23 protein-coding genes and 4 tRNA genes are annotated in these 20,989 nt (G+C 72.6%); 20 read left to right on the top strand and 7 right to left on the bottom strand.

The genetic code is table 11. The features are described from left to right. Positions 1 to 85: 85 nt before the first annotated feature. Positions 86 to 1,051: a LysR family transcriptional regulator gene (locus ACIRRS_RS16160; protein WP_402970669.1), complete on the top strand. Its 966-nt coding sequence runs from the start codon at positions 86 to 88 to the stop codon at positions 1,049 to 1,051. A gap of 50 nt (positions 1,052 to 1,101) precedes the next feature. Here ACIRRS_RS16160 and ACIRRS_RS16155 read toward each other — a convergent pair. The 3 genes from ACIRRS_RS16155 to ACIRRS_RS16145 form a co-directional block, all read right to left on the bottom strand. Then, positions 1,102 to 1,169 (bottom strand) — tRNA-Phe (locus tag ACIRRS_RS16155). 96 nt (positions 1,170 to 1,265) lie between these two features. After that, complete coding sequence (locus tag ACIRRS_RS16150) at positions 1,266 to 1,820, bottom strand: GNAT family N-acetyltransferase (RefSeq protein ID WP_402970666.1); 555 nt, start codon at positions 1,818 to 1,820, stop codon at positions 1,266 to 1,268. Next, positions 1,817 to 2,584, bottom strand: a complete 768-nt coding sequence (locus ACIRRS_RS16145; protein ID WP_402970663.1) for a GntR family transcriptional regulator — start codon at positions 2,582 to 2,584, stop codon at positions 1,817 to 1,819. Before ACIRRS_RS16145 ends, ACIRRS_RS16150 begins: the two co-directional genes overlap by 4 nt. Positions 2,585 to 3,029: 445 nt before the next feature. Between ACIRRS_RS16145 and ACIRRS_RS16140 the strand changes: the two genes are divergently transcribed. The 14 genes from ACIRRS_RS16140 to xerC all read left to right on the top strand — a co-directional run bounded on the left by ACIRRS_RS16140 (position 3,030) and on the right by xerC (position 14,450). Further along, the gene (locus ACIRRS_RS16140; RefSeq protein ID WP_402970661.1) at positions 3,030 to 3,317 is read left to right on the top strand and encodes a hypothetical protein; all 288 of its coding nucleotides are present in this window, start codon (positions 3,030 to 3,032) and stop codon (positions 3,315 to 3,317) included. A gap of 145 nt (positions 3,318 to 3,462) precedes the next feature. Then, positions 3,463 to 4,098: a hypothetical protein gene (locus ACIRRS_RS16135; RefSeq protein ID WP_402970658.1), complete on the top strand. Its 636-nt coding sequence runs from the start codon at positions 3,463 to 3,465 to the stop codon at positions 4,096 to 4,098. Beyond that, a complete protein-coding gene (locus tag ACIRRS_RS16130) occupies positions 4,095 to 5,057 on the top strand; it encodes a DUF2637 domain-containing protein (protein ID WP_402970656.1) in 963 nt (320 codons plus the stop codon). The genes ACIRRS_RS16135 and ACIRRS_RS16130 overlap by 4 nt, the downstream gene beginning before the upstream one ends. Next, entirely contained in the window at positions 5,054 to 5,344 is a 291-nt protein-coding gene (locus ACIRRS_RS16125) for a hypothetical protein (RefSeq protein ID WP_402970653.1), read from the top strand. The genes ACIRRS_RS16130 and ACIRRS_RS16125 overlap by 4 nt, the downstream gene beginning before the upstream one ends. A 115-nt stretch (positions 5,345 to 5,459) precedes the next feature. Then, positions 5,460 to 7,652, top strand: coding sequence for a cell division protein FtsK (locus ACIRRS_RS16120; RefSeq protein WP_402970650.1), 2,193 nt, complete (start codon positions 5,460 to 5,462; stop codon positions 7,650 to 7,652). Positions 7,653 to 7,800: 148 nt separating this feature from the next. Further along, positions 7,801 to 8,055 carry a hypothetical protein gene (locus ACIRRS_RS16115; protein WP_402970648.1) on the top strand — a complete coding sequence of 85 codons (255 nt, stop codon included), beginning with the start codon at positions 7,801 to 7,803 and terminating at the stop codon, positions 8,053 to 8,055. Between the two features lie 37 nt (positions 8,056 to 8,092). Further along, positions 8,093 to 8,281 (top strand): hypothetical protein, encoded by a 189-nt coding sequence (locus ACIRRS_RS16110; RefSeq protein ID WP_402970646.1) that lies wholly within the window; start codon positions 8,093 to 8,095, stop codon positions 8,279 to 8,281. 13 nt (positions 8,282 to 8,294) lie between these two features. After that, on the top strand, positions 8,295 to 8,507 hold the full coding sequence (locus ACIRRS_RS16105; RefSeq protein WP_402970643.1) for a hypothetical protein: 213 nt from the start codon (positions 8,295 to 8,297) through the stop codon (positions 8,505 to 8,507). Then, complete coding sequence (locus ACIRRS_RS16100) at positions 8,504 to 8,788, top strand: hypothetical protein (protein WP_402970640.1); 285 nt, start codon at positions 8,504 to 8,506, stop codon at positions 8,786 to 8,788. The genes ACIRRS_RS16105 and ACIRRS_RS16100 overlap by 4 nt, the downstream gene beginning before the upstream one ends. Positions 8,789 to 8,805: 17 nt before the next feature. Continuing rightward, a complete protein-coding gene (locus ACIRRS_RS16095) occupies positions 8,806 to 9,885 on the top strand; it encodes a hypothetical protein (protein WP_402970638.1) in 1,080 nt (359 codons plus the stop codon). 258 nt (positions 9,886 to 10,143) lie between these two features. Beyond that, on the top strand, positions 10,144 to 11,052 hold the full coding sequence (locus tag ACIRRS_RS16090) for a bifunctional DNA primase/polymerase (protein WP_402970635.1): 909 nt from the start codon (positions 10,144 to 10,146) through the stop codon (positions 11,050 to 11,052). A 126-nt stretch (positions 11,053 to 11,178) separates the two neighbouring features. Beyond that, entirely contained in the window at positions 11,179 to 12,762 is a 1,584-nt protein-coding gene (locus ACIRRS_RS16085) for a YfjI family protein (RefSeq protein ID WP_402970633.1), read from the top strand. 294 nt (positions 12,763 to 13,056) lie between these two features. After that, the gene (locus ACIRRS_RS16080; RefSeq protein ID WP_402970630.1) at positions 13,057 to 13,245 is read left to right on the top strand and encodes a helix-turn-helix domain-containing protein; all 189 of its coding nucleotides are present in this window, start codon (positions 13,057 to 13,059) and stop codon (positions 13,243 to 13,245) included. Next, a complete protein-coding gene (gene xerC / locus ACIRRS_RS16075; RefSeq protein WP_402970628.1) occupies positions 13,245 to 14,450 on the top strand; it encodes a tyrosine recombinase XerC in 1,206 nt (401 codons plus the stop codon). Before ACIRRS_RS16080 ends, xerC begins: the two co-directional genes overlap by 1 nt. Before the next feature lie 88 nt (positions 14,451 to 14,538). On the opposite strand, the gene ACIRRS_RS16070 is transcribed toward xerC, so the two are convergent. From ACIRRS_RS16070 to ACIRRS_RS16055, 4 genes are all read right to left on the bottom strand, one after another. Next, a tRNA-Phe gene (locus ACIRRS_RS16070) sits at positions 14,539 to 14,612 on the bottom strand. 27 nt (positions 14,613 to 14,639) lie between these two features. After that, positions 14,640 to 14,713: transfer RNA gene (locus tag ACIRRS_RS16065), tRNA-Asp, on the bottom strand. A 58-nt stretch (positions 14,714 to 14,771) separates the two neighbouring features. Next, positions 14,772 to 14,844: transfer RNA gene (locus ACIRRS_RS16060), tRNA-Glu, on the bottom strand. 126 nt (positions 14,845 to 14,970) lie between these two features. Next, positions 14,971 to 15,312: a metallopeptidase family protein gene (locus ACIRRS_RS16055; protein WP_402970625.1), complete on the bottom strand. Its 342-nt coding sequence runs from the start codon at positions 15,310 to 15,312 to the stop codon at positions 14,971 to 14,973. Positions 15,313 to 15,382: 70 nt separating this feature from the next. On the opposite strand from ACIRRS_RS16055, the gene crcB (ACIRRS_RS16050) reads away from it, so the two are divergent. The 5 genes from crcB (ACIRRS_RS16050) (at position 15,383) to ACIRRS_RS16030 (ending at position 20,978) form a co-directional block, all read left to right on the top strand. Then, positions 15,383 to 15,844: a fluoride efflux transporter CrcB gene (crcB, locus tag ACIRRS_RS16050; RefSeq protein WP_402970622.1), complete on the top strand. Its 462-nt coding sequence runs from the start codon at positions 15,383 to 15,385 to the stop codon at positions 15,842 to 15,844. Further along, positions 15,841 to 16,200, top strand: coding sequence for a DUF190 domain-containing protein (locus tag ACIRRS_RS16045; protein ID WP_402970619.1), 360 nt, complete (start codon positions 15,841 to 15,843; stop codon positions 16,198 to 16,200). The genes crcB (ACIRRS_RS16050) and ACIRRS_RS16045 overlap by 4 nt, the downstream gene beginning before the upstream one ends. After that, positions 16,197 to 16,571, top strand: coding sequence for a fluoride efflux transporter CrcB (gene crcB, locus ACIRRS_RS16040; protein WP_402970616.1), 375 nt, complete (start codon positions 16,197 to 16,199; stop codon positions 16,569 to 16,571). Before ACIRRS_RS16045 ends, crcB (ACIRRS_RS16040) begins: the two co-directional genes overlap by 4 nt. Before the next feature lie 1,048 nt (positions 16,572 to 17,619). Then, on the top strand, positions 17,620 to 19,950 hold the full coding sequence (locus ACIRRS_RS16035; protein WP_402970614.1) for a DEAD/DEAH box helicase: 2,331 nt from the start codon (positions 17,620 to 17,622) through the stop codon (positions 19,948 to 19,950). A 200-nt stretch (positions 19,951 to 20,150) separates the two neighbouring features. Then, a complete protein-coding gene (locus tag ACIRRS_RS16030; protein ID WP_402970611.1) occupies positions 20,151 to 20,978 on the top strand; it encodes a TIGR02452 family protein in 828 nt (275 codons plus the stop codon). The last annotated feature ends 11 nt before the right edge of the window (positions 20,979 to 20,989 follow it).

The following is a 20,989-nucleotide window of genomic DNA, read 5'->3' as shown; positions in this document are numbered from 1 at the left end:
CGGCCGACCACCAGCAAAGCGCCGGGCGGCGGCCGGCCGCCAACAACCGCGATCCCCTTTCGACAGCCGTCGGTTGTCGAGGAGGATGGCGCCCGTGGACCTCGATCTCGCCCAGGTGCGCGCCTTCCTGGCCGCCGCCGAGCACCTGCACTTCGGCCGCGCGGCCGCGTCGCTGTCGCTCACCCAGCAGGGGCTGTCCAAGCGCGTCGCCCGGCTGGAGGAGGCCCTCGGCGTCCGGCTCCTCGAACGCGACCGCAGCGGTGTCCGACTCACCGCGGAGGGGGCCCGGTTCCTCGCCCCGGCCCGCGCCGCGCTCGACGCGGGGGCGGCGGCGGTGGAGGCGGTGCGCCCGGCCGGCCGGGCGACCAGGATCGACGTCTGGGGGCACCTGTACGCGCCGCTGCGCACCGTGCGCGAGGCGCTGGACGCGGGCGGCGGGGCGCCGCACGTCGAGGTCGGGCCGGGGCGGGACCTGCCCGCCGTGGCGGCGGCCCTGGCGCGCGGGGAGGTCGGCGCCGGGTTCGGCCGGTTCCACGCCTTCGGCGACGGCCTCGACGAGGGCCTCGCGCACCGGCTCGTCCGGCTGGAACCGGTGGACGCGGTGCTCGCCTCCGACCACCCGCTGGCGGCCGAGCCCGAACTGCGGCCCGCCCGGCTCGCGGCCCTGCGGCTGGTCCTCCCGGCGGCGGCCGGACGGCTGGACTTCCTGGGGCGCTTCGCCGAGCAGTTCGGCGTGCCCGTCCTGCCGGGCGAGGCCAACCTGGGCCTGGAACACCTGCTGGAGCGGGTCCGCACCACCCCGGGCGGCTTCACCCTGCTGCCCTCGGAGCTGCCGCTGGCCCCCGGCGCCGGCCTCACCGTCGTCCCCCTGGCCGACCCGACCCCGCTCTACGCCTGGTCCCTGGTCTGGCGCCGCGACCGCCCCGACCCCGGCGTCCCCGCCCTCCTCCACGCCTTCGCCACCGCCGGCCGCACCCGCCGCTGGCTGGAGTACGACCCCGCCCGTGACTGGCTCCCCGAGGCCGACGCCACCGAGGCCCTGGCGCCCTGACACAGCGCAAAGGCCCCGGAGAGCGAACTCTCCGGGGCCTTTCCGATCTGTGGCCAGGGCCGGGGTCGAACCGGCGACCTTCCGCTTTTCAGGCCGCGTGAGGGGCCCCGGCTGCCCTGGAACGGCTTGGATCCGAGTGCGGGGAGGTCTCGCGCCGTCCAGTGTTGTACGCCGCTGTTGGCGTACGGGTTGGAGTACGCCCGCACGGCGCTGACTAGGCCGTGACACGCACGGTTCGGTCGGTGAACCCGTGCTCCGCCGGGCCAGCAGCGCGCTGGGCCAGCCAGCCCGACACGCGAGGGCCGCCGTTCACGGCGCCGCCTTCAAGCTCCGTCCGCACGTGGGTGAACCCGTGCTCCAGGTAGTACCGCTGGAGGGGCTCATTGGTGGTCCAGGCGTCCAGCCGGAGCCACACGGCGCCCTCGTTAGCCGCGCGCTCGCCAGCCCAATTCAGCAGGCGTCCACCGAGGTCATGACCGGCGTAGGCCCGTGACACGGTCAGCTTGTTGATGAACCGCGACGGCTCGGCGAGTTCGCCGGGGCTCCAGAGCCCCGGCTCGGCTTCCGGCGTGACGGTTATCGTCCCGGCCGTCTCGGCACCGTCTCGCAGCATGAAGACCGTGCCGGCCTCGATGGTGGCCAGCAGCTTGTCGGCGGGGTAGTCACGGCTCCACTGGTCGCTGCCCAGAGTCTGAAGCCAGGTGGCTGCTTCGCGGCGGAAGGCGAGCAGATGCTCAAGGTCGGCAGGCGTGGCGGTTTCGATGATCACAGTTCGCCGTCCAGAGCGTTCAGGTTGCCGATCTCGTAGTTCATTTCGTTCAGGTCTCCACGGAGCGTCGTGACCGTGTGACGGACCGGCTTGTCCAGGGAGTAGCCAGTGCGATGCCAGACGAGCACGGGAACGCCGTCGCCGGTCTGAAGCAACCTGCTCTCCTCGGGCGTAGGCATCCGGGTCGAGATGGAATCGAAGTAGCCCACCTGCTCGACCCCGATTCCGGCCAGGTACCGCGTCGTCCCCTCGTCGATGTCGCCGGGTTCGGCCAAGCGTGGAGCCCTCTCGACCAGCCACATCGGGTAGTTCGTGGCCTGGGTCGACCACGGCACCCCGTCGACGTAGCGGTGACAGAACCGTAGGACCGTCGTCGCACCCTCCTCGATGTGGAGCTGCCTAGCCGCCTTGGCCGGTGCGGGCTGCATCTCGACGCGGAACTCCTGATGCGGCCGGCGCCCGGCCTGCGTGACGTCGGTGTTGTAGGCGTCCCCGTTCTGGGGGAAGGTCAGGTTCTCGAAGCGCGAGGCGTTCAGCGTGAAGACCTCGTGTGACCTGACCTCGTAGCCCAGCCCCTGGCTAGGTGCGACAAGGCCCTCGGATACGAGCACCTTCAGGCCATTGCGGACGGTGTTCCGGGAGGCGTCGAAGCGGTCGCATAGGTCGCGCTCGGACGGCAGCCGGGCACCAGGTGCGAAGGCTCCGGAGCTGATCTCGCTCCGGAGGGCGTCGGCCACGCGACGGTACAGCGGCGGGGTGCTCATGCCTCAATGATGACGCATCCAGGCAACTGGTTCCTACATGTTGAACCAATGGGCTTGACGATTGCGCTCCGTGAGTGCAGAGTCATGTTCAGCAGCTTGTACCTACCAGTTGAGCCAGCGGCTCAATGGGGACAAGATGCCCGTGCTGAGTCACGCCTAAAGCGGGTGTGACCTGCGCGGATGCGACCCGCAGGTGTCGGGGGAAGGCGGCTCAGCCGCGCGTCCTACGGCCTGCGCGGATCGCAGTTCTTTGAGAACTCAACAGTGTGCTGATCAAGAACGAGTGTCTTTGGTCCCCGATCCGTGCCGCCTGAGGCGGGTCGGGGGTCATGGCTGCTCGTGACATGACGAGTGGCTGAGCCCGCATGAGTCGGGCCGCCGCGCTCCGGCCAAGGAACGCGCGGCGGCCCTCGGGCTCACTCACCAACGATGAAGAGGTGAACCCGTGAAGTCGATTGTTGCAGGCCAACGGGCCGTTTCGGCCCTGGAGTACACCGAGCTGGCGCTCGGCATCGACAGTGCGCCGTTCGACGCGTTGTTCGGTGGCGTGGTCGGCGAGAGCATGGCCCAGTACGCCGCCCGCACGGACGTGGCGCGTGAGGTGCTGGCGGAGCTGTGGGAGTCGGACCCGGAGTCGGCGGAGGTCGCGGCGGAGCTGCTGCGGACCGCCCCGGTTCCGCTGCACCGTCCGCGCCCGGCTGGCCGCCGCAGCCGCTCGGGGGTGGCGGCGTGACGGCCGAGGCCCGCGCGGAGATCGAGCGGGCCACCGCTGCTGCGGAAGCCGCCCGGATCGCCGCCGCGACTGCTGCCGAAGCCGCCCGCGCCACTCGCGAAGCCGCACAGTCCCTCGTCGCTGCCGGAGCCCCGGGAGCTGCGCGGTGATCGCGGACATGGTGGGTGCTGGCTGGCACCACGACTGGGACACGGGGCTGACGTCCCGCAACCCGGTGCCGGAGATCTACGAGGACACCGACTCCGAGCGGCTCATGGGCCTGCCGGAGGGGCAGTTGCGCATGGGTACGGCGGTGCACGAGGCGGCCCACGCGGTGGTCATGCTCCACTTCGGCCTGCCCTTCGTGGAGGTCGGCGTGGGGAACATGGGCGGCGGCCCGAACCAGGCGGGCGCCGTCATCCGGGAGTCCGGAACGGTCCAGGCCAACCACTACCTGTACACGCTGGCCGCCGGGGAGCGGGCCCAGGACCGGTGGCTGCGGCTGGCCAACCTGTGGACGCCGACCCGGGGCTGGGTCGTCGAGAGCGGGGCCTTCGGCGACCGGCGGGAGATCGCCCGCGTGGTGAAGCAGGTGACCGGCGCCGATCTCACCTTCGGCGTGACCGACACCCCGGACACGGACCTCGCCGCGCTGCACGCCGTTGCCGACGAGATCCTGACCTTCCTCTGGGGCCGCGTCACCGCCCTCGCCGAAGCCCTGCACCACCACGGCCGACTGACCGAAGCCGAAGCCGCTGCGGCGGCCGGACTCGCGGCGCTTTCCGCCGGGGGTGCGCGATGAGCAGGGCCGGGAAGTTCTGGCTCATCGCGGGCCTGCTGGCCGTCGCCGCGATGGCGTTCCGCGTCTCGTGGAACGCTCTGCGCGACGTCGCGGCGGCGATCGGGGCCGACCCGACCGCCGCCACCGTCTACCCGCTGGTCGTGGACGGGCTGATGGCGCTGGCGCTGGTCGTCGCGCTGGTCCTGTCCGACGCCGACCGCAGGTTCGCCCTGCGGGTACTGGCCGGGTACACGGCCGCGTCGCTGGTGCTCAACTACGTGCACGGCCTGGTGCCGACTCTGCACGGCGGCGGGCGGACCCGACTGGCCGAGTGGGCGCCCGCGCACTGGGCCCTGGTCCTGCTCGCGTCGTCGCTTCCGGTCGGCTCGATCTACTTCGGCTCGGACCTGGTCGCCAAGGTCCTGCACGCCCGCCCCAAGGCCGACAAAACAGACCAGACCATGACGAATCGGTCGGGGTCTGACCAGGGTGAACCCGAGACGGGCGAACCGGACTGGCCGCTGTACGAGTCGGCCGACCAGGTGCCCGCCCCGGCCCCGACCGCCCCGGACATCGAGCCGACCGAGGACCCGACCGAGCAGGCACCCACGGCGCCGGTCCGCAAGCCGACCACCCCGGCGGCGGCCCGGACGCGTCGGGCGACCGGCACCGTCCCGCAGTCGGCCCGCACCACCCGACCCAAGCGCACGGACACCGAACTGCTCGACGAGGCGAGGTCGGCCACGGCCGGTTGGCCCGACGCCGACCTGACCGCCGACCGCATCCGCACCACGGTCCGCACCTCCGCCGAACGCGCCCGCATCCTGCGCGACACCCTCACCGCCGAACGCGCCACCCCGGCCGCCGCCGCCGAGCCGGAGCGGCCCGCGCTGCACGCCGTGCCCACGCCCACCCCGCCTGTCGACGAGGTAGGCGCCATCACCGAAGTCCCCAACTCCACCGAGGAGAAGGCATCGTGACCACCGCCATCCGGTCGAAGTGCCTGCCCGTCGTCCGTGACTGCCGCCTCGTCGCCCTGACGGACGGCGTGAAGGGCAGCACCCGCCACCTGTCCGTCTACGAGGCCCGCACCGCCGTGCGGGGCTGGCGCCGCGACGGCGAGAGCGTGCACACATACCGCACCACCGATCGCGACGGCGCCGACATGGTCGTCGCCAACGTGCAGATCGCCCCCGGCCGCTGGAGCGGCGTCACCCGGGTCAACTTCGTCTACGAGATCCCCGTCGAGTCCCTGCTCGACCTCTGACCAGGGGCGACACCCCCGCACAACACCCCGGGACGGCCGTGCTTGCTTGCCGGCGCGTCCGACCGTCCCGGGGCCCCTTTCCGCACCACAACCAGCAGTGAGGAAGGAAGCCCCAGTGAACCACCACAGCCCCGGCGACGACGCCGAGAACGAGCTGTTCGAGCGCCTGGCCGCCGAGATGGCCGAGGACGGCGTGGTCGACCTCGCCAAGGCCCGTGCCGAACGACGCACCACCACCGCCACCCTCGACGACGACGAGGACGGCGGAAGCGTCTACGTCGACCAGCGGCTCACCGCGCCGATGCCGCTGCCGGTGCCGGAGGGCACCCGCCGCCCGATCCTCCCGGCCTGGCTGCTGTCCAGGGCCGAGCTTCGGACCCAACTCGCCTACGTGGCCGGGCGGATGGGCCACACGGTCGCCTACCACGCGATCCGCGCACCGCTCTACGCCGCCCGCCTCGCCGTGCGCTCGCCGCGCGGCGCCGCGCGGGTGCTGAACTTCCTGGGCCGGTGGACCTCGGACGCCGAGGGTCAGCCCCTGCGGGCGGCGGCGGCCCGGCGCGAGGACGCCGAGCTGTACCTCAAGCTCACCCGCCAGCGCGACAACCGCGTCAAGCTCCGGAGCTTGGTCTCCCTGCTCGGCTCCGTGTTCGGCCTTACCGCCGTGATCGTGCTGTGGGTGCTGACCAGCACCGCCACCCTGCTCGCCCTCGCCTCCGCCGTCGTCCTCGCCCTGGGCGTGGCCGGGGCGCCGGCGGACGAGCCGCTCATCGGTCGCGCGGTGGTCAAGGCCAAGGCGCCCAAGCTCACCTCGGACATGGTGGTGCGGGCCCTGGAGTCCCTGGGGATCGGCGGCATCACCTCCGCCAGGACCAAGGGCAGCAGCATCACCTTCCCGGCCCCGATCATGCGGGATGGGCCCGGGTGGCGGGCAGACGTCGAACTGCCCCACGGCGTCACCGTCGCGGACGTGATGGGCAAGCGCGGCCAGCTCGCCTCCGGCCTGCGCCGCCCGCTGGGGACCGTGTGGCCGGAACAGGCACCGGGCGAGCACCCCGGCCGCCTGGTCCTGTGGGTCGGCGACCAGGACATGGCCAAGGCCAAGAAGCCCGCCTGGCCGCTCGCCACCAGGGGCACGGTCGACCTGTTCGACCCGGTCGGGTTCGCCACCGACCAGCGCGGCGCCTGGGTGAACGTCACCCTGATGTTCGTCGCCGGGATCATCGGCGCTGTCCCCCGCATGGGCAAGACCTTCCTGCTCAGGTTGCTGCTGCTGATCGCCGCGCTCGACCCCCGGGCCGAGCTGCACACCTACGACCTCAAGGGCACCGGCGACCTCGACCCGGTCGGCGAGAAGGTGTCCCACCGTCACCGGGCCGGCGACGACGAGGAGGACATCGAGTACGCCATCGCCGACATGCGCGAGCTGCAGGCCGAACTGCGGCGCCGCACCAAGGTGATCCGCTCCCTGCCCAGGGACGTGTGCCCGGAGTCGAAGGTCACCAGCAAGCTCGCCGACAACAAGTCCCTGCGCCTGCACCCCATCGTCGTCGGCGTCGACGAGTGCCAGCGCTGGTTCGAGCACCCCAAGTACGGCGGTGAGCTGGAGGAGATCTGCACCGACCTCGTCAAGCGCGGCCCCGCCACCGGCATCGTGCTGCTGCTGGCCACCCAGCGCCCCGACTCCAGGTCCCTGCCCACCGGCATCAGCGCCAACGCCGTCCTGCGCCTGTGCCTCAAGGTCATGGGCCAGATCGAGAACGACATGGTGCTCGGAACCTCCGCCTACAAGAGCGGCATCCGGGCCACCACCTTCACCTCCGCCGACAAGGGCCTGGCCTACTTCATCGGCGGCGAAGGCGCCGACGCCCAGATCATCAGCGCCGTGTTCGTCAACGCCCCCGGCGCCGAAGCCATCGCCGAACGCGGCCGACAGGCCCGCGAACAGGCCGGACTCCTGACCGGCCACGCCGCCGGCAACGCCGACACCACCCCGGCGGCGGCCCCCGCGTACGACCTGCTCGCCGACCTCCTCGCCGTCATGAGCCCGGATGAGCCCAAGCTCTGGTCGGAGACGATCGTCACCCGCCTCGCCGAGCTGCGGCCCGACGCATACGGCCCGTGGGGCGCCCTGGAGGGCCGGGCGAAAGCCGACCAGTTGGTGACCGCGCTCAAGCCGCACGGCATCGCCACCGGCCAGGTGTGGGGCACCACCGAGGACGGCAGGGGCGCCAACCGGCGCGGCATCACCCGCACCGACGTCCTCAAGGCCGTCACCGAGCGCGACAAGAAGCGCGACGCCGGATAGTCCCGGACAGCCCAGCACGGGTGCTAGGTCTAGCGGCCACCCCCGCTAGACCTAGCACCCCCGCTAGCGGCCCGCACATGCCCTGATCAGCGCGCTAGCCCCTAGCGCGCTGCCCCCGCGCACCCCAGAAACCGCCCCGGAGGCACCCATGACCCTCCTGATACTCGCCGCTATGGCCGCCGCCCTGCTGGTCGCCCTCGTTTACGCAGCGTTGTGCGCCGCCAGCCCGTTCGGCGACTGCCGCAAGTGCGGCGGCTTCGGCTTCAAGGTCGTCACCGACCGCAAGGGCAAGGCCAAGCGGGGCAAGCAGTGCCGCCGCTGTCGGGGCGTCGGCAAGCGCGTCCGCGTCGGCCGCCACCTCTACAACGTCGGCAAGCGCACCTGGTCCGCCGGCACCAACTAGCCCACCGCCCGCCTCGACACAGCCCCGGGAGAACCGCATGAACGTCACCGTCTCGGTCGCCCTCGTGACCGGCGTCGTCACCGTCGTCCTCGTGTGGACCAAGCGCGTCGGCACCGGCACCGCCCTCATCGTCTGGCTGTCCGGCCTCACCGCCGCCTCCACCGGCCTGGCCGGGCCCGTCAACGACATGCTCGGCGCCCTCGCCGCCGCCGTCAGCACCCACTGACCGGCCGCCCGCGATGACCGCCCCCGCCGCGATCCGGCCGCTCGCCGCCGTCCACCTGCGCGAAGCCCTGACCGCCGCCGCCGACCACCGCCCGGCCGCCGCCCTCGCCGCGCTCATGCACATCGACCCGCAGTCCTGGACCGCGATCGAGCAGCGCGCCGCCCTGCTCGGCGCCGACCTCGTCGACCTGCTCGCCCACGCCGCTCGCACCGGAGGAACCCCGTGAGCACCACCACCGACGCCATCACCGCTGCCGCACTCTTCGGTCCCGGTGCCCTGCTCGGCGCCGCCGCCCTCATCAGCCAGCGCGGTGCCAAGGGCGACTCCGCCGCCGTCCGGCGGGTCCTCGCCGAGTCCGCCGCCGAACGGGCGGCCCGCTCGGCGGCCGGGGCGGACATGGCCCCGCCGGACGGGGGCGAGGGCGCCCCGGCCCCGGCCGCCGAGCAGTCCGCTCGCCTCGCCACCGTCCACCAGTTCCCCGGCGCGCGCGGGCGCCGGGCCGCCTGACCATCCCGGAGGTAATCGTGGCCCGCAAGGTCCGCCTGGTTGAGGACATGTTCCCCGGCATGCCCGACCTGCTGCCCAAAGCCCCGCCGAAGGCGAGCGATGGCGAGCACGTCGCGCTGACGCTGGACGAGGCGATCGCCCGCTCGCACGCCATCCTGGATGAGGCCCTGGCCACCTACCCGGTGATCGAGGGTGTCTACGGGCTGTTCTCGGGTGGCAACGACTCCGTCAACCTCATGCACCTGATGCGCGAGCGCTACCAGGCGATCCTGCACGTCAACACCGGTACCGGCATCAAGGAGACCACCCAGCACGTGCGGGACGTCGCCGCCGCCTGGAAGACCCCCCTGCATGAGTTGCACCCTAAGCACTCCTACGCCGACCTCGTCATGGGCCGCGTCATCGCTTCCACCGGCCCCAACGCCGGTGTCCGCCCCGTGTGGAAGGGCTTTCCTGGTCCGGCCGGGCACAAGGTGATGTACCGCCACCTCAAGGACGAACCGCTGATGCGCTTTCGGCGCAGCATCATCGGCAACCAGGGCCGCACCCGCAAGATCGCCTACCTCGGCGGGATGCGCTGGGCCGAGTCCGAGCGGCGGTTCCGCAACGCCGAGGCGATCGACCGGGACGGCGCGATCGTGTGGATCTCCCCGCTCGTGCACTGGACCGACGCCCACATGCGCGAGTACCGCCACCGGCACCGCTGCCACCTCGACCACCAGCACGCCCCCCACCGGCTCTGCCACCCTGGCGCGCTGCCGCTCAACGAGGTCACCGAACACCTCCACATGTCGGGCGAGTGCCTGTGCGGCGCGTTCGCCAAGCCCGGCGAGCTGGACGAGGTCGGCTTCTTCTACCCCGACGCGGCCGCGCCGCTGCGGGACCTGGAGACCGAAGCCAAGGCCGCCGGCATCCCTGCCTGCCGGTGGGGCGTCAAGCCCCCCACCGGTAAGGACAGCGCTCGCCCGGCCGGGCGACTGTGCTCCACCTGCACCATCCCCCAACTCGCCGGCCAGGCCGACCTGTTGGACGAGTGGAGGGACGCTGGCCTACTCACGACGGACCAGCACGCGGCGCTGACCGACCGCGCCGCCTAGCCCGTTGCCCGGCCGGGATCAGCCATGACCGCCCTGGACTGGCGCGACGCCCGCCACTACGACCGCACCGGCGACCGCCCCTGTCGCTGGTGCGGTCGTCCCACCCCGCTGCGAGATGAGCAGCGCAGGCCCTCGCACAAGGTCTGCGCCGAGCAGCACACCACCCAGAGCACACCGGAACCGGCCGCGCCCGCAGACCCCCCGCCCCGGCTCCCCTCCGCACCACCAACACCCATGCCTCTCAAGGAGGTTGTAAACGTGAGCGACTGGACCCAGGCCCTCAAGGCCGCACAGTTCGCCGCCCGCCGTGGCCTGTTCGTCTTCCCCCTGGCCCGCAGCAAGCGCCCCGCGATCTCCACCCCGCACGCCGACCTCGCCTCCCGGAACTGCCGGGGCGAGTGCGGGCAGCTCGGGCACGGCGTCCACGACGCCGCCAACGACCCCGAGTGGACGCGTGAGCTGTTCGAAGCCGCCCCCTGGGCCACCGCCTACGGCATCGCCTGCGGCCGGGCCCCTCACCACCTCGTCGGCATCGACCTCGACGTCAAGCACGGCATCGACGGGCCCACCAACCTCAAGGCCCTCGCCGCCGAGCACGGCTTCGACATCCCGCCCACCGCCACCGTCGCCACCCCCTCCGGCGGGCTGCACCTGTGGTTCACCGCCCCGCCCCAGGCCCAGATCCTCAACTCCCAGAGCAAGCTGGCCCCCGGGATCGACGTGCGGGGAAGCGCCGGGTACCTCGTCGGGCCGTACTCCCGCACCCACGCCGGCCTTTACACCTTCGCACCCGGCACCGACCCGAACACCATCGCCGAGGTGCCCGAGGCCCTGCTCGCCCTCCTCACCCGGCCCGCCGAAGCCCCGACCATGGCGCCGCAGCCGGAGGGCCTGCGCGAGCGCGTCCACCACCAGAGCGCCTACGTGCGGGCCGTCCTCGACGGCGAGGACGCCAAGGTCCGCGCCCAGACCAAGCCCGGACGCAAGAACCGCCTGTGGGCCAGCGCCGCCGCCATCGGACGCCTCGTCGGCGACGGCACCGTCCCCGAGCCGCTGGCCTTCGACGTGCTGCTGAGCGCGGGCCTGGCCACCGGCCTGGACCAGCGCACAGTCGAGCGCACCATCCGCAGCGGCTTCGCCAGGGCCACCACCGGCCGCGCGGCCTGACCTGCGGCCCCGTGCCGATGCGCGGGCGGAAAAGCGCTTCTCCGCCCGCGCATCGCCCAGCCCTTCACCGCGACGCCTGGGCCCGCACGGCCCCTGCCTGAACCCCGACCACACGAAGGAGAGCACGTGACCATCCCCGCCGCGAGCCCCGGCGAGCCGTACGACAACGTCAGCCCGCTGTTCCCCGAAGGCTGGGACCAGGCGGAGCCGCCCGCCGAGCCGGTCGACGTGTGGGACAGCCCGATCCCGCTCGGCCAGGCCCACAACCTCCCGCCCTTCCCCACCAAGGCCCTGCCCGGGTGGCTGGGCGACATGGTCGGCGCCGTCGCCGAGGAGACGCAGACCCCCGCCGACCTCGCCGGCGGAATGGGGCTCGCGGCCCTGTCCACGGCCTGTGGAGGACGGGCCGTCATCGCCGTGCGCGGGCGCTGGCGCGAGCCCGTGAACCTCTACATCGTCATCGCCCTGCCCCCGGGCAACCGCAAGTCCGCCGTGGTCGCCGAGATGACCCGCCCCATGCTGACCGTTGAGAAGACCCTGATCGAAACCAACGTCAAGGTACGGGCGGAAGCCGAGACCACGGCCAAGCTCGCCAAGACCGCCGCCGAGAAGGCCGCCGCCAAGGCCGCCAACGCAAGCGGCGACGAGCGCGCCAAACTCACCGCCGAGGCCATCGACCTCGCCCAGGCTGCGGAGAACGTGCAGATCCCCGCCCGCCCGCAGCTCATCGCCGACGACGTCACCCCCGAGGGCCTGGCCAGCCTCCTCGCCGAGCAGGGCGGACGCATGGCCGTCATCTCCGCCGAGGGCGGCATCTTCGACATCATCGCCGGCCGCTACTCCGGCACCCCCAACCTGGAGGTGTTCCTCAAGGGCCACGCCGCCGACCTGCTGCGCGTCAACCGCCAGGGCCGCGACCCGCAGTTCCTCGAAGCCCCCGCGCTGACCATGGGCCTGGCCGTCCAGCCGTCCGTGTTCCGCGACATCGCCAAGTCCAAGGGATTCAGCGACCGGGGCCTTCTCGCCCGCTTCCTGTACGCGCTGCCCAAGTCCATGGTCGGCTACCGCAACATCAAGCCCGACCTCATCCCCGACACGGTCGCCAACGCCTACGCGGAGAACCTGAAAGACCTCGTCACCACCATGGCCGAGTGGACCGACCCGGCCGTCCTCACCCTCAGCCCCGATGCCAACGATGTCCTGCTCGCCCACCAGGACCGCACCGAGAAGGCCCAGCGCCCCGGCGCCGCCCTCTCGGGCATGGACCTCGACAAGTGGGCGCCCAAGCTCGACGGCACCGTGTGCCGCATCGCCGGACTGCTCCACCTCGCCACCCACTCCGCCGCCGGCATCACCACCCCGATCTCCGGCGAGACCATGACCAGCGCCGCCGCCATCGGCGCCTACTACACCGCCCACGCCCTCGCAGTCTTCGACGCCATGGGCAGTGACGCCCACCTTGCCAAGGCCCGCACCGCCCTCGCCTGGCTGGTCGCCAACCCCCGCGACAACATCAGCCGCCGCGAGCTGTTCAACGCCCTGCCCCGCGCCGACTTCCCCACCGTCGCCGACCTCGACCCCGCCCTGACCCTGCTCGAAGACCACGGCTGGATCCGTGAACTCCCCACCCCGGTCCCCTCCCGTAAGGGCGGCCGGCCCAAGTCCCCCCGCTACCAGACCCACCCCGCCGCCCGGCAGCTCACCTCCTGACCCCGCCCAACCCCCGCCGCAGAACCCGCAGAACCTGCAAAACCTCCCGCCACCCCGCCTGACCAGCCCAAACGCGCATCCCCGCCGCTCCCGCAAAACCTCCGGAAACCCCAGCAAAACCCCGACCACTCAGGAGCACCCCGAGCGGCCGCCGAGGTTTCGCGGAGTTTCCGGAGGTTTTGCGGAAACCAAGATCGTCCACAAACCCGCAGCTCAGAACCCTCATCGGGAGGTTTTGCAGGTTTTGCGGGTTCTGCGGTGCCACCCTCCCCCTCCACCGCCCAGGGAGCGCACGTGACCACCATCCCGCCCCTCGTCCTGGAAGTCCCCGAGGTCATGGAGGCCCTGCGGATGAGCCGCAGCAAGGTCTACGACCTCATCCGCTCCGGCACCCTCGCCAGCTTCAAGGAAGGCGGCTCCCGCCGCATCCCCGTCACCGCCCTGCACGACTACATCCGCATCAAGATGAGGGAGGCCGCCTAATGGCCAAGCGCGCCAACGGCGACGGCAGCATCAGCCGCATGACGAACCGCGACCTCTACCACGGCCGTGTCTACGTGACCACCACGTCCGGGAAGGTCAAGCGCATCTCCGTGTACGGCAAGACCCGTGACGAGGTGCGCGACAAGATCACGGAGCTTCAGGCTCAGAACAACCAGGGAATCCCGACGCCCGACACCAACGCCAAGATGGAGGAGTACCTGACCTACTGGCTGGCCACGGTCGTGAAGGTGAACCGCCGGCCGAAGACCTACCAGGGCTACGAGAGCGTGGTTCGGGTGCACCTGGTCCCCGGGCTCGGCACCAAGAAGCTCCGGACCCTTCGGGCCGCCGACGTCCGGAAGTGGCTGGCCGATGTCGCCAGCGCCTGCCAGTGCTGCAAGAACGGGTGGGACGCTGCCCGGTCGAAGCCGGAGTGCTGTGCGGCGGGGGAGTGCTGCGAGACCAAGCTCTCTCGCCGCATGGTGCAGTCGATCCACGCCGTCCTACGGAACGCCCTGGAGAGCGCCGTACGGGAGGAGCTGATCCTGAGGAACGTCGCCAAGCTCGTGCAGGTGCCCACACCCGACTACAGCACCGGGAAGGGGCTCACTGTGCCGCAGGCCCGCCTGCTCCTGAAGACGGCCAGCGCGGACCGGCTGCATGGCCTTTACGTCCTGGCCCTGGCGATGGGGCTCCGGCGTGGGGAGCTGCTGGGCCTGCATTGGGCGGCGGTGGACCTGGAGCGCGGGACGCTCATCGTGTCCAGCAACCTTCAGCGGGTGGACGGCGCCCTTCAACTCGGCCCGACCAAGACGGCATCCTCGCTGCGGACGCTGCCCCTCCCACCGCTCGTTCTGGAGGCTCTGCGGGCCCACCGGGAGCGGCAGGCTCAGGAGCGGGTGGCGGCTGGTGAGCGGTGGAAGGACACGGGTCTGGTGTTCACCAGCAGGGTCGGGACGCCGATCGAGCCGGACAACCTCCGGCGTAGCTGGTACCCGCTCCGGGATCGGCTCGGGCTCTCGCTCCGGTTCCACGACCTCCGCCACACCTGCGTGACCCTGCTGCTGGACCTCGGTGTGCCGCCGCACATCGTCCGGCAGATCGCCGGCCACAGCGACATCGGCGTGACGATGAAGGTCTACGCCCACGCGTCGCTGGACGAGCAGCGGAAGGCCCTCGGGTCGCTCAGCGACAAGCTCACCTGAGCCGTTGGCGTACGGGTAGGCGTACCAGGGCAAGCAAACGGCCCCGGAGAGGATCTCTCCGGGGCCGTTTTGCCTTTTCAGGCGCCTGTGGCCAGGGCCGGGGTCGAACCGGCGACCTTCCGCTTTTCAGGCGGACGCTCGTACCAACTGAGCTACCTGGCCGTACTGCACCGTCTCTTGCGAGACGAGCGATCCCGACGGGACTTGAACCCGCGACCTCCACCTTGACAGGGTGGCGAGCTAACCAACTGCTCCACGGGACCTAGAGGTGGTGGGTACCACTCAGGTCTTGCGGCACTGCATTTTTACCACGGTACTACGTGCCCCCAACGGGATTCGAACCCGTGCTACCGCCTTGAAAGGGCGGCGTCCTGGGCCACTAGACGATGAGGGCTTGCGGCCGTTCCTTTGCCGTTTCCGGCGTTCGGGGACGTCGAGAAGCATATGGGATGCCGGGCGGAACGCCAAAACGTGTTTCGGCCGGGTGGGGGCAACAGGGGTCGGGAGGGGTCGGGAGGGGTCAGGACCAGCCGAGCTCGTCGAGCTCGTGGTCGTCGAAGCCGAAGTGGTGGGCGACCTCGTGGATGACGGTGGTGCGGACCTCCTCGACCACCTGCTCCCGGGTCTCGCACAGGCGCAGGGTCGGGCCGCGGTAGACCAGGATGCGGTCGGGCAGGACGCCGGCGTACCACTCGCCGCGCTCCGTGAGCGGGGTGCCCTCGTAGAGGCCGAGGAGCTCCGGGTCGCCGGGGTCGGGTTCGTCCTCGACGAAGATCGCGACGTTGTCCATCATCGCCGCGAGCTGCGGCGGAATCTGGTCCAGGGCGTCGCTGACCAGCGTCTCGAACTCTTCCCGGGTCATCTCCACCGGATCATTGTCGGGTCTGGGATGACGGTGTGCCAGGCGGTGGGGGCCGGTGTTTGATGGGGCTGTGACGACCTCGGAGGACGTGGTGGAGCGGGCGGCGGGGCGGCGGCCGCCGGGCGTGCTGGGCGGGCAGGGGCCGGCGGTGGCGGTGATCGCCCTCGGCGGGGCGATCGGGGCGCTCGCGCGGTACGGGGCCGGGCTGCTGTGGGCGGCGGCGCCCGAGGCGTTCCCGTGGACGACGCTGCTGGTCAACGTGGTCGGCTGCGCGGTGATCGGGGTGTTCCTGGTGCTGATCACCGAGGGCCGCCCGGCGCATCCGCTGCTGCGGCCGTTCTTCGGGACCGGGGTGCTGGGCGGGTTCACGACCTTCTCCACGTACGCGGTGGACATCCGCCGGCTGCTGGAGGCCGGGCGGCTCGGGCCGGGGCTCGCGTACCTGGGGCTCACGCTGCTCGGCGCGCTCGGCGCGGTGTGGGCGGCGGCGGCGCTGACCAGGCGTTGGCTGAACCGGGGAGGCGCGCGGTGAGTCGGCTCGGCGGGCCGGCGCTGAAGCTGACGGTGCTGGTGGGCGAGAGCGACACCTGGCACCACCGGCCGCTGTACGGCGAGGTCGTGCACCGGGCGCGGGCGGCCGGGCTGGCCGGGGCGAGCGTGTTCCGGGGGGTCGAGGGGTTCGGGGCCTCGTCGGTGCTGCACACGGCGCGGCTGCTGTCGCTGAGCGAGGACCTGCCGGTGGCGGTGGTGATCGTGGACGAGGAGGAGCGGGTGCGGGCGTTCCTGCCGCAGCTGGACGGGCTGGTGGCGGAGGGGCTGGTGCTGCTGGAGCGGTGCGAGGTCGTCCGGTACGCGGGGCGCGGCGGGGGAGCGGGGGCCGGGGAGTGAACTGGCTGCTGGTGGTGGCGGGCGCGGTGGTCGGCGCTCCGCTGCGGTACCTGACCGACCGGGCGGTGCAGTCCCGGCACGACTCGGCGTTCCCGTGGGGGACGTTCACGGTGAACGTGTTCGGCTGCCTGGTGCTCGGCACGCTGACCGGGGCGGTGGCGGCCGGGGCGGCCTCCTCGCACGTCCAACTGCTGGTCGGGACGGGGTTCTGCGGGGCGCTGACGACGTACTCGACGTTCTCGTACGAGACGCTGCGGCTGGCCGAGTCGGGGGCCGGGCGGTACGCGGCGGCGAACGCGGTCGGGAGCGTGGTGGCGGGGTTGGCGGCGGTGTACGCGGGGGCGGAGCTGGCCTCGGCGCTCTGGGGCTGAGCGCGGGGCCTGCGGGCGTCCGGTTCGGGAGCGTCACGAGCGGCGGTCCGGAGGAACCTTCCTGCCGTCCGTACCCGTGTCCCGCGGGGGTGGGCGCGCGTTGGGCACCGAAAGCGGCCGCGCCTCGGGCGGGCCCGGGCGGGGCGTTCAGAGAGGGAACTCGGTGGCTTCGGTGCGTGTGGTGCGGGCGGTCCGGTCGGTTCGGGCGGCGCGGGCGGGTCGGCCCGGTCTGTCGGGTCTGTCGGGCCGTCCGGGACGGGCGCTGCGGGCGGCCGCGGTGCTGGCGGTGGCGGGGCTCGGGCTGACCGGCTGCATGTCGGTGGGCGCCGGCGCGGAGGAGAAGCACGGCGTGGCGCCCGTCGGGCAGGCCGGTCCGGCGGGCCGCCCCGGGGCGTCGGGCGGGTCCTCCGTCTCGCCGGGGGCCGGGCACTCCGGTGGTGCGGCCGGGCGTACGGAGCACCAGGGGGGCTTGCAGGCCGAGAGCGCGCCGGTAGCGGGCGTACCCGGCGCACCGGGCGAGGGCGCGCCGGGCGCGATGACCGGCGTGGTGCCGGTGCCGGGGGCGGGCGCCCCCGACGGCGCGCCGGGCGGAGGAGCGGGCGGCGGCGCGAACGCCAGCCCCGCGCCCCACCCCGGCGGCACCACGACCGGGTCCGGCGGCTCCGGCGGTGCGGGCGGCACGGGGGCCCCGGGTGGCGCCGGAGGCACGCCCTCGGCGGGCCCGACCGGCCACCCGTCCGGCTCCCCCGAGCCCGAGCACACCCCGCCGGCCCCGACCAGCCCCGGAACCGCGGAGCCCACCACGGGAAGCTCCGGTTCCTCGGCCCCCAGCCCGCGAGCGGGTGGCCATTAGGGAGCTGGCCAGGGCATTTGCCTCTGATCTGGAGGTTCGTCTATGGTGGTAGATCGTTCGTTTGATCCATTTGACTGGCGCCCTACATCCATCTGGCGCCCTTGGCGCGTTCCGGCGATCCGTGGCTGACCGCATAGAGGCGGTTGTGAAACAGAACCCCGGACTTTGGCGCGTGCCACTTCCGGAAGGTTTTACATGTCTCTCGTTGACGACGCCCGCTTCGCCATGCCCGCGAACGAGGCCGCCGCCGATGTCACCGACACCGCCGCCGACACCACCGAGACCCCCGCCGAGATCGTCGAGACCGCCGTCGAGGCCGTCGAGGCCCTCGCCGACACCGCCGTCGAGGCCGAGGAGGACTCCGCCGAGACCGCCGAGGAGCCGGCCGAGCCGACCATCACCTTCGGCGACCTGGGCCTGCACGACGACGTCGTGCGCGCCCTCGCCAAGCGCGGCGTCACCACCCCGTTCCCGATCCAGGCCGCGACCATCCCGGACGCCCTGGCCGGCAAGGACGTGCTGGGCCGTGGCCGCACCGGCTCCGGCAAGACCCTCAGCTTCGGCCTGCCGCTGCTGACCCGCCTCGCCGACGGCGAGCGCACCAAGCCCAAGCACCCGCGCGGCCTGATCCTCGTCCCGACCCGCGAGCTGGCCATGCAGGTCGCCGACGCCCTGGAGCCCTTCGGCTCGGTGCTCGGCCTCAAGCTCAAGGTCGTCTGCGGCGGCACCTCGATGTCCAACCAGATCTACGCGCTGGAGCGCGGCGTCGACATCCTCGTCGCCACCCCCGGCCGTCTGCGCGACCTGCTCAACCGCGGCTCCGCCAAGCTGGCCGACGTCAAGACCGTCGTCCTCGACGAGGCCGACCAGATGGCCGACATGGGCTTCCTGCCCGAGGTCACCGAGATCCTCGACCAGGTGCCGGCCGGCGGCCAGCGCCTGCTGTTCTCCGCCACCCTGGAGAACGAGATCGACACCCTGGTCAAGCGCTACCTGAAGAACCCGGTCACCCACGAGGTCGACCCGTCGGCCGGCGCCGTCACCACCATGACCCACCACATCCTCGTGGTGAAGCCCAAGGACAAGGCGCCGATCACCAACGCGATCGCCGCCCGCAAGGGCCGCACGATCATCTTCGTCCGCACCCAGATGGGCGCCGACCGCGTCGCCGAGCAGCTCATCGAGGCCGGCGTGAAGGCCGACGCGCTGCACGGCGGCATGACCCAGGGCGCCCGCACCCGCGTCCTCGGCGACTTCAAGGACGGCTACGTCAACGTCGTCGTCGCCACCGACGTCGCCGCCCGAGGCATCCACGTCGACGGCATCGACCTGGTCCTCAACGTGGACCCGGCCGGTGACCACAAGGACTACCTTCACCGCTCCGGCCGCACCGCCCGTGCCGGCCGCTCCGGCGCCGTCGTCACCCTCGTGCTGCCGCACCAGCGCCGCGGCGTCTTCCGCCTGATGGAGGACGCGGGCGTCGACGCCAGCCGCCACATCCTGGACCACGCCTTCGACGCCGAGGTCGCCAAGATCACCGGCGCCCGCTCGCTGACCGAGGTCCAGGCCGAGAGCGCCGCCAACATCGCCGGTGCCGCCGAGCGCGAGCTCGCCGACATGACCCGCCAGCTGGAGCGCGCGCAGCGCCGCGCCACCGAGCTGCGGGACGAGGCCGACCGCCTCGCCGCCCGTGCGGCGCGCGAGCGGGCCGACCTGGGCATCGTGGACGAGGAGCCGGCCGCGTCGGAGGAGGCCGCGCAGGAGGGCGCCGAGCAGGCTCCGGCCGCCGCCGCCCCGGTCGCCGCCGCGCCGCAGGCCGAGGAGCGCACGCCGGCGTACCGCGAGGCGCGCACCGAGCGTCCGGCCTTCGGCCGCGACCGGGACCGTGGCGACCGCGGTGACCGTGGCGACGACCGCCGCTCCGGTGGTTTCAACCGTGACCGTGGTGACGACCGTCGCTCGGGTGGTTTCAACCGTGGCGACCGTGACGACCGCCGTACCGGTGGTTTCAACCGCGACCGCGACGACCGTGGTGGCTTCAACCGTGACCGTGGTGACGACCGTCGCACCGGTGGTTTCAACCGTGACCGTGGCGACGACCGCCGCACCGGTGGTGGTTTCAACCGCGACCGCGACGACCGTGGTGGCTTCAACCGTGACCGTGGTGACGACCGTCGCACCGGTGGTTTCAACCGTGACCGTGGCGACGACCGCCGCACCGGTGGTGGCTTCAACCGCGACCGCGACGACCGTGGCGCCCGCTCCTTCGGCGACCGTCCGGCCCGTTCGTTCGGCGACCGCCCGTCCTTCGGTGACCGCCCCTCCTTCGGCCGTGACCGCGACGAGCGCGGCGGCAGCAGCCGTCCGTTCTCGCGCCGCGACGACCACCGCTCCGGTGGCCGCCCGCAGGCCGGTGGCTTCGGCCGCGACCGCGACGACCGTGGCGGCTTCAACCGCGACCGTGGTGACGACCGTCGCACCGGTGGTTTCAACCGCGACGACCGCAAGCCGCGCTGGAAGAACTGACGCTGGAACCGGTCGCCGTCGAACGGTGACCGGTGACCGGTGATCGGCAACACGAAGGGCCCGCTCCGTACGTACGGAGCGGGCCCTTCGTGTTCCCCCGATTCCCCCCGAACCGCGCCCCCGCTGCTCGACGAGGCGTTGTTCTGGAAGTGAGAATAACCTGTGGCGCGGGGGAGCGGAAGTCCCGTAGCGTCGCGGCCATGAGCAGCGGACTGCACGATGTGGCGAGGGCGAACGAGAAGGTCGCCGAGCAGGGGAGCTACCGGATCGGCGACGGCGAACCCGTGCAGGTGGGCGAGGCGTTGGCGGCGGCGCGGGCCGGCACGGTGTCGTACGCGCCGGCCGACCTCGACGCGCTGCTGCGCACCGGGGAGCCCGGCCCGGGGCCGCTCGGCGAGGGGCGGGTCGAGGTGACGGCCGAGGGCAGCATCGAGGCCGCCCGGCGGCTGGTCGAGGCCGGGGCCGGCCCGGTCGGGGTGCTGAACTTCGCCTCCGCGCGCAATCCCGGCGGCGGGTACCTGCGCGGCGCCCGCGCCCAGGAGGAGGACCTGTGCCGCAGCGCGCTGCTGTACACCTGCCTGCTGGAGGCGCCCGACTACTACGAGGCCCACCGCGCCTCGACGGACCTGCGGTACAGCCACCGGGTCGTCGTCTCGCCCGGCGTGCCGGTGATCCGGGGCGGGCGCGGCGAGCTGCTGGAGCGGCCGTACCCCGTCACCTTCCTGACCTCGCCCGCCCCCAACGCCGGTCAGCTGGAACGGCGTTCACCCGGGGCGGACGTGCGCGGCGTGCTCGCCGAGCGGGCGCTGCGGGTCCTGGCCGCCGCCGCCCGGCACGAGGTGCGCGCGCTGGTGCTCGGGGCCTGGGGCTGCGGGGTGTTCCGCAACGACCCGGCCCAGGTCGCCGAGGCGTTCGAGGGCGCGCTGGGCCGGTACGGGGCGGCCTTCGAGCGGGTGGTGTTCGCGGTCTGGGACCGCACTCCGGTGTCCGCCAACCGGGCCGCGTTCGAGGCCCGGTTCGGCGCGTAGGCCCGGTTCGG

This window comes from Kitasatospora sp. NPDC101183 (genome assembly GCF_044767945.1).
Taxonomy (GTDB): Bacteria; Actinomycetota; Actinomycetes; order Streptomycetales; family Streptomycetaceae; genus Kitasatospora.
The sequence above is the reverse complement of the archived record's forward strand: the minus strand, read 5'-3'. Positions and strand labels throughout refer to the sequence as shown.

What these genes read in the sequence shown, in the direction of transcription:
- ACIRRS_RS16160 (WP_402970669.1), top strand. Translation starts at nt 86, where the DNA reads ATGGCGCCCGTGGACCTCGATCTCGCCCAGGTGCGCGCCTTCCTGGCC.
- ACIRRS_RS16145 (WP_402970663.1), bottom strand. Translation starts at nt 2,584, where the DNA reads ATGAGCACCCCGCCGCTGTACCGTCGCGTGGCCGACGCCCTCCGGAGC.
- ACIRRS_RS16130 (WP_402970656.1), top strand. Translation starts at nt 4,095, where the DNA reads ATGAGCAGGGCCGGGAAGTTCTGGCTCATCGCGGGCCTGCTGGCCGTC.
- ACIRRS_RS16115 (WP_402970648.1), top strand. Translation starts at nt 7,801, where the DNA reads ATGACCCTCCTGATACTCGCCGCTATGGCCGCCGCCCTGCTGGTCGCC.
- ACIRRS_RS16110 (WP_402970646.1), top strand. Translation starts at nt 8,093, where the DNA reads ATGAACGTCACCGTCTCGGTCGCCCTCGTGACCGGCGTCGTCACCGTC.
- ACIRRS_RS16105 (WP_402970643.1), top strand. Translation starts at nt 8,295, where the DNA reads ATGACCGCCCCCGCCGCGATCCGGCCGCTCGCCGCCGTCCACCTGCGC.
- xerC (WP_402970628.1), top strand. Translation starts at nt 13,245, where the DNA reads ATGGCCAAGCGCGCCAACGGCGACGGCAGCATCAGCCGCATGACGAAC.
- ACIRRS_RS16055 (WP_402970625.1), bottom strand. Translation starts at nt 15,312, where the DNA reads ATGACCCGGGAAGAGTTCGAGACGCTGGTCAGCGACGCCCTGGACCAG.
- ACIRRS_RS16035 (WP_402970614.1), top strand. Translation starts at nt 17,620, where the DNA reads ATGTCTCTCGTTGACGACGCCCGCTTCGCCATGCCCGCGAACGAGGCC.
- ACIRRS_RS16030 (WP_402970611.1), top strand. Translation starts at nt 20,151, where the DNA reads ATGAGCAGCGGACTGCACGATGTGGCGAGGGCGAACGAGAAGGTCGCC.